The organism is Peribacillus sp. NPDC058002 (assembly GCF_042886655.1).
Classification (GTDB): Bacteria; Bacillota; Bacilli; order Bacillales; family DSM-1321; genus Peribacillus; species Peribacillus aracenensis.
Genome location: NZ_JBHVQU010000229.1, coordinates 1 through 5,398 on the forward strand (window position 1 = coordinate 1; position 5,398 = coordinate 5,398).

At 40.3% G+C, this 5,398-nt stretch carries 6 protein-coding genes and 1 pseudogene; 4 read left to right on the forward strand and 3 right to left on the reverse strand.

The window, feature by feature from the left end; all coding sequences use genetic code 11:
- Positions 1-101: 101 nt before the first annotated feature.
- A complete protein-coding gene (lysA, locus tag ACFVSH_RS22255; protein ID WP_387597746.1) occupies positions 102-1,430 on the forward strand; it encodes a diaminopimelate decarboxylase in 1,329 nt (442 codons plus the stop codon).
- 41 nt (positions 1,431-1,471) lie between these two features.
- On the opposite strand, the gene ACFVSH_RS22260 is transcribed toward lysA, so the two are convergent.
- Positions 1,472-2,341 carry a DUF1002 domain-containing protein gene (locus ACFVSH_RS22260; RefSeq protein WP_260284606.1) on the reverse strand — a complete coding sequence of 290 codons (870 nt, stop codon included), beginning with the start codon at positions 2,339-2,341 and terminating at the stop codon, positions 1,472-1,474.
- Positions 2,342-2,923: 582 nt separating this feature from the next.
- Between ACFVSH_RS22260 and ACFVSH_RS22265 the strand changes: the two genes are divergently transcribed.
- Positions 2,924-3,268, forward strand: a complete 345-nt coding sequence (locus ACFVSH_RS22265) for a GNAT family N-acetyltransferase (protein WP_387597743.1) — start codon at positions 2,924-2,926, stop codon at positions 3,266-3,268.
- 28 nt (positions 3,269-3,296) lie between these two features.
- Here ACFVSH_RS22265 and ACFVSH_RS22270 read toward each other — a convergent pair whose 3' ends face one another.
- Both ACFVSH_RS22270 and ACFVSH_RS22275 read right to left on the reverse strand, forming a co-directional pair.
- Positions 3,297-3,833 carry a DUF309 domain-containing protein gene (locus ACFVSH_RS22270; RefSeq protein ID WP_387707874.1) on the reverse strand — a complete coding sequence of 179 codons (537 nt, stop codon included), beginning with the start codon at positions 3,831-3,833 and terminating at the stop codon, positions 3,297-3,299.
- A 167-nt stretch (positions 3,834-4,000) separates the two neighbouring features.
- On the reverse strand, positions 4,001-4,093 hold the full coding sequence (locus tag ACFVSH_RS22275; protein ID WP_081108854.1) for a YjcZ family sporulation protein: 93 nt from the start codon (positions 4,091-4,093) through the stop codon (positions 4,001-4,003).
- Between the two features lie 214 nt (positions 4,094-4,307).
- Here ACFVSH_RS22275 and ACFVSH_RS22280 point away from each other — a divergent pair, with 214 nt between their 5' ends.
- Both ACFVSH_RS22280 and ACFVSH_RS22285 read left to right on the forward strand, forming a co-directional pair.
- Positions 4,308-5,075 carry a segregation/condensation protein A gene (locus tag ACFVSH_RS22280; RefSeq protein WP_387707875.1) on the forward strand — a complete coding sequence of 256 codons (768 nt, stop codon included), beginning with the start codon at positions 4,308-4,310 and terminating at the stop codon, positions 5,073-5,075.
- Positions 5,062-5,370 (forward strand): annotated as a pseudogene (locus tag ACFVSH_RS22285) (SMC-Scp complex subunit ScpB); the annotation flags it as partial. The gene ACFVSH_RS22280 and the pseudogene ACFVSH_RS22285, both read left to right, overlap by 14 nt.
- Positions 5,371-5,398: the final 28 nt, after the last annotated feature.

Below are 5,398 nucleotides of genomic sequence, written 5' to 3' on the forward strand. Positions count from 1 at the left end.
GGCTTGTTCATATAGAGAACCTTTTACAGCAGGGTTTCTTTATTTGGGGCTGCCTCATTTCTTATTAATCTTTAGTTTTAAGTCAGGAAGGTGAGGCAATCATGCATTTGTACGGAACCGGTGGTGTAAATGAACGTGGACACCTGGAGATTGGCGGAGTGGACACAATCGAATTGATCGAGCAATTTGGAACACCATTATATGTTTATGATGTAGAGCTAATTCGCGAACGGGCAAGAGGGTTCAAGAGAACATTTGAGGAATTGGGGATTTCGGCTCAAGTTGCTTACGCAAGTAAGGCCTTTTCTTCGATTGCCATGATCCAGTTGGCAGAGCAAGAAGGACTTTCTCTCGATGTTGTTTCGGCAGGGGAATTGTATACGGCAATTAAGGCGAATTTCCCAACAGAACGGATTCATTTTCATGGAAATAACAAAAGTGATGAAGAGCTACATATGGCTTTGGATCATGACATTGGCTGTATAGTAGTCGATAATTTTTCAGAGTTGACACTGTTGGAAGAAATTTGTACAAACCGTGAACAAAAGGTGAAAATCCTTCTTCGTGTAACACCAGGTATCGAAGCCCATACGCATGATTATATATTGACAGGACAAGAAGATTCGAAATTTGGTTTTGATCTTATTAACGGCCAGGCTGAAGCTGCCCTCCGGCAAGCACTGCAAAGTGAATTCCTCGAAGTGCTGGGGCTTCACTGTCATATCGGATCCCAGATCTTTCAAACGACCGGTTTCCTTCTTGCAGCCCAAAAAATTATTGGCAAGCTGAATGATTGGCACGGCTCGGTAGGGTTTCAACCAAAGGTATTGAATCTCGGAGGGGGGTTCGGGATTCGGTATACACAAGAGGACGACCCGCTACCGGCGTCCCGATATGTTGAGGAAATCGTTAGGGAAGTTCAGAACCTGATTGCGGATTCTGATTTAGTGATGCCTGAAATCTGGATCGAACCTGGCCGTTCATTAGTAGGAGACGCCGGTGTGACACTGTACAAGGTCGGTTCTGAAAAGGAAGTTCCTAATGTCCGTAAATACATTGCCGTTGATGGGGGCATGAGTGATAATATACGTCCCGCTCTTTACGAAGCGAAATATGATGCCATTCTCGCAAACCGGCCGCTTGACCCTGTAGAAGAGACAGTGTCCATTGCCGGGAAATGCTGTGAAAGCGGAGATATGTTGATTTGGGATTTACCATTGCCAAAAGCCGGCCGCGGTGATGTCTTGGCGGTATTTTGTACAGGGGCATATGGATATTCCATGTCGAATAATTACAATCGGATTCCAAGACCGGCTGTCGTCTTTGCCGAAAATGGAGAAGCCCGGTTGGTCATCAAACGAGAGACGTACGAAGACCTTATCCATTTGGATCTGGCCCTTCATGAAGCGGCAGTCGTCACTAAAGAATAGAAAAAAAAAGGATGGCAGTGGCCATCCTTTTTTCATTTGATTCAACTGAAAAGTGACTTGATTGCGTCTATTAAACTAATGAAGACTTCTTTCAATTTATCCAGAAATGATTGACCCTCTTCGGATTCAAGAAAATTGGAAAGTTTATCTTTAGCTGCAGTAAGCTGATCACCGACAGCGTTCCAATCAATATCCAATTCTTTTAGCTTATTGAATAGATCAATTAAACTTTGAATTTGAGCATCATTTAAGCTGATTCCAAGGTCTTTTGCTGAAGACTCGACAACCTCGCGGACCTCTTCAGTATTGGCTGGTGGATTTGCAGCCATTTCCTCTTTGATTTTCGTAACCAGTGCAGAGGCTTCTTCTGTCCCGATTTCGTCACCCAATTTTGCTGTTTTCACCATTTCTTCATTCGCTGCCTGTTTCACATCTTCAGGAATCTTCTTGTCGGCAGAGATTTCATAGGCTTTAATGACTCCTGTCAAAGCCGCTGTACCGGAAACGGGTATAGGTGCTGTGACATAAACGGTAGCATCTTTTACTCCAGCAGTTGCCAGTGCATTGATATACATTTCATCGGAAACCCAGTTAATGTTTTTAGACTCCAGTTTAAGTCCGGTACCTTTTTCCTCCAAAGTAATGGCAGAAGATGAAATCGCTTTTGTACCAATCAGACGACTAGCGATATAGTCACCTAAGTATTCATGTTCTTCCGCATTTGTAACTGTCAGGACCTCGACATCGTTTGGAGCTTTCATTTCTGATAAGATCATATTTTTTTGTTCATTTGTCAAATTCTCACCAAGTGTGACGATCATTTCACCAACAGCTGCATCTGCAAAAGCTTTATATGGCAATAATAGACATAATAAAATGGTCATAATGACCCATTTATTCATTTTTTTCATGATAATCCTCCTTAACTTTTCCTGCTGAATTGGGAATCTTTCAATAAAAGGGCGGCACTTTAAATCAGATTCATAGTATTTGACGAAACAAAGGATAAAAAAGATACATATTTTCCTGAAAAAAATTTATATAGCCCAGGATAGCTAGGTTTTTTTAAACGAAAAAGTTGGGTGTATCTTTGTCTTTTATACCTGAGAGGACACTCTATGAACCTAGATCACTTTACCAATGTAGTAAAATCGAAGCAAGATTGCAAGGATATTTGTCAGATTGTGTTAAGTTATAGTAGAATGAATTCGTTATTTAAATATTTGGACCATTCATAGAGGGAGTATGGAATGAGGAAAAGTAATAAGGCTCTTTTACTTATGATGCTTATTATCGCTTTGATGTGGGGAATCGTATATTGGCTGTTTATCGCTTAGCACATAGCACACCGATAAATCAAGTGCTGAAAGTGATGTTGAAACGAACGGGATTTTTATGTATGATGTAAATGTTATATGTGAGGATTATTATTCAAAGCAAATTAATCGGAAACAGGAAGATAATAAAAACGTTATTTAGTAACGAGGGATATTATGTTGATTAAGTATAAGAAAAGTTATGAGAAGTTTGCCATGGGATTATTATCTTTCATGCCAAATGAAAAAGAGATAAAAACGCTTCGGAATACGATGAAGAATTATGAAACGGATGAAAATCTACAGCTGTTCTTATGGAAAGATGAAGAGATTACGGGCTTGATCGGGATAGAGGTCTCTCCAAACCACATTGAGATACAACATATATCCGTAAATCCATCCTTCCGGAAACAAGGTATCGGTAAAACGATGGTCAGGGCCATCAAGGAGCAATATCCTGACAAAGAATTAAAAGCAAATGAGTTTACGGAAAGCTTTCTTGACAAGTGTGAAGATTTTTGAATTTGAAAGCTTGAATGGAGGACCACCTTTAAGGGCGGTCCTCCATTCTTGTTTTTCGAAGGGCAAGTTGCCGAGCCCTTTCTGAAATGACATCCGAACGGTCACGCTTTAGATGCTTATCAACTATTGCTGCATTAGCCATGTCGCTATCTGTACCCCATATGTACCCTTCTTGCAAACAGATGGACTGGCATTTTTCAATCAAGCTTTGATCGGCTATCGGCAGATTAATGCTTTTATATGGCTTTTGTGATAACATTCGCTCATGGGTGTCCTCGAGCAATTTGAACAGTCGTTCTGGATCGAGTCCCAACTTCAGGAGCTCGGCCTTTTTAAGGTGGAGATTTGCCAGGGCTTTAGACAGGGTCCTTGAAGCCCCTTTTTTATTTCCCCTGCGATCATGATACAGGGCAACCGCAATTTGAATGAGTCCGACCCAATGAGAGTCACGCTCTTTTGGTGCGGTTTCCTTCCAATATTCTTCGAGAATTTCATGACATTCGAAGTAATCCCTTGGCCCATGGAAATGGACAAGGAAAGAAAGGTAGTCTTCCGCGTAATTCAATAGGAGCACCCCTTTTGTTTGATGGAATCATCTTAAGTAAGGCAAAAAGCCATTTTCTTATAGCTTAAGAGCCGCTATGTTTACTCACTAAGTTTAGCATAGAATTTTTTCCTGGAAAATAAAGAAAGCCGATTGCAAGGCAATCAGCTTGATTCATCAATCTTGAATTAACACCATGAAGCACCGACGATAACTAATAAAATGAACAATACTACAATAAACGCGAATCCGCCGCCGTGTCCAAAACCACCTGCGCCCATAATAAGTTCCTCCTTTGTTCTGCTATTCTTACATTTCTAGGTTATGTTGGATTTCGGAATGTGATTGGGCAACAACCCATTTGCCGTAATCCCAAATAAAAACTTTTCTAAGGTCAGTAAATTATTATTTGGATAAAGGGCGGCAATCCACTATACTTGATTAGTAAAAGAAATAGGTCTATATTGGCCAATTAGATTTAAATGAGGTAATTTAATGGGTTATAATATAAAAATTGACGCTTTTGAAGGACCGATGGATTTACTTCTGCATTTGATTAATCGCCTGGAAATAGACATCTACGATATTCCGATGGCTGATATTACAGATCAATACCTAAGTTACATCCATACGATGCAGCATCTTGAATTGGATGTCGCCAGCGAATATCTAGTGATGGCTGCAACGCTGCTTGCCATCAAGAGTAAAACGTTGCTACCAAAGCATGAAGATGAACTAATGATGGATGAAGATGGGGAAATGTTTGAGGAAGATCCACGTGATGAGCTTGTGGAAAAACTATTAGAATATAAAAAGTATAAAAATGCAGCCGAAGAATTTAAAGGGATGGAAGAAGAGAGAAGCTTGATTTTCACCAAACCTCCAAGTGATTTATCAGTTTATGTAAAAGAAGCGGAAAGTGATAAGCAAGAGTTGAATATAAGTTTATACGATATGTTGGGGGCTCTTCAAAAACTGCTTCGAAGGCAAAAAATTCAAAAACCGCTTTACACGAAGGTAACGAAACAAGAGATATCGATAGAGAATCGAATGGATGAGATCATGATTGAATTACAATCCATTAAAGGAAAGAAAAGTTTTTTTGAACTGTTCTCGCTCCCGGTTAAAGAGCACATAGTCATCACTTTCATGGCGGTGCTGGAACTGATGAAATTAAATGAAATCATCGTTGAACAGGAAGATAATTTTTCGGATATCATGATTGCTGCTAAGGAAGGTGTAGAACCAGTTGGAAGCTATTAATTGGAAAGGGATTCTTGAGGCATTATTGTTTGCTGCCGGAGATGAAGGGCTATCCGTCAAACAAATTGCCTCTGTCCTGGAGATTACGGAATATCAAGCAACGGACATCGTTGAAGGTTTAAAGGAAGAATATATATCGGATGTACGCGGGATTCATGTGATCGAAATAGCGGGTGTTTATCAAATGGCGACAAAGAAAGAGCACTCGGATTACTTGAAAAGGCTGGTGGAAACATCAAGCACTCAAGGATTGTCCCAGGCGGCTTTGGAAACACTAGCAATCATTGCCTATAAACCTGTATCTTATACACATGTCCGATAAC

What these genes read in the sequence shown, in the direction of transcription:
- ACFVSH_RS22280 (WP_387707875.1), top strand. Translation starts at nt 4,308, where the DNA reads ATGGGTTATAATATAAAAATTGACGCTTTTGAAGGACCGATGGATTTA.
- ACFVSH_RS22260 (WP_260284606.1), bottom strand. Translation starts at nt 2,341, where the DNA reads ATGAAAAAAATGAATAAATGGGTCATTATGACCATTTTATTATGTCTA.
- ACFVSH_RS22265 (WP_387597743.1), top strand. Translation starts at nt 2,924, where the DNA reads ATGTTGATTAAGTATAAGAAAAGTTATGAGAAGTTTGCCATGGGATTA.
- ACFVSH_RS22275 (WP_081108854.1), bottom strand. Translation starts at nt 4,093, where the DNA reads ATGGGCGCAGGTGGTTTTGGACACGGCGGCGGATTCGCGTTTATTGTA.
- lysA (WP_387597746.1), top strand. Translation starts at nt 102, where the DNA reads ATGCATTTGTACGGAACCGGTGGTGTAAATGAACGTGGACACCTGGAG.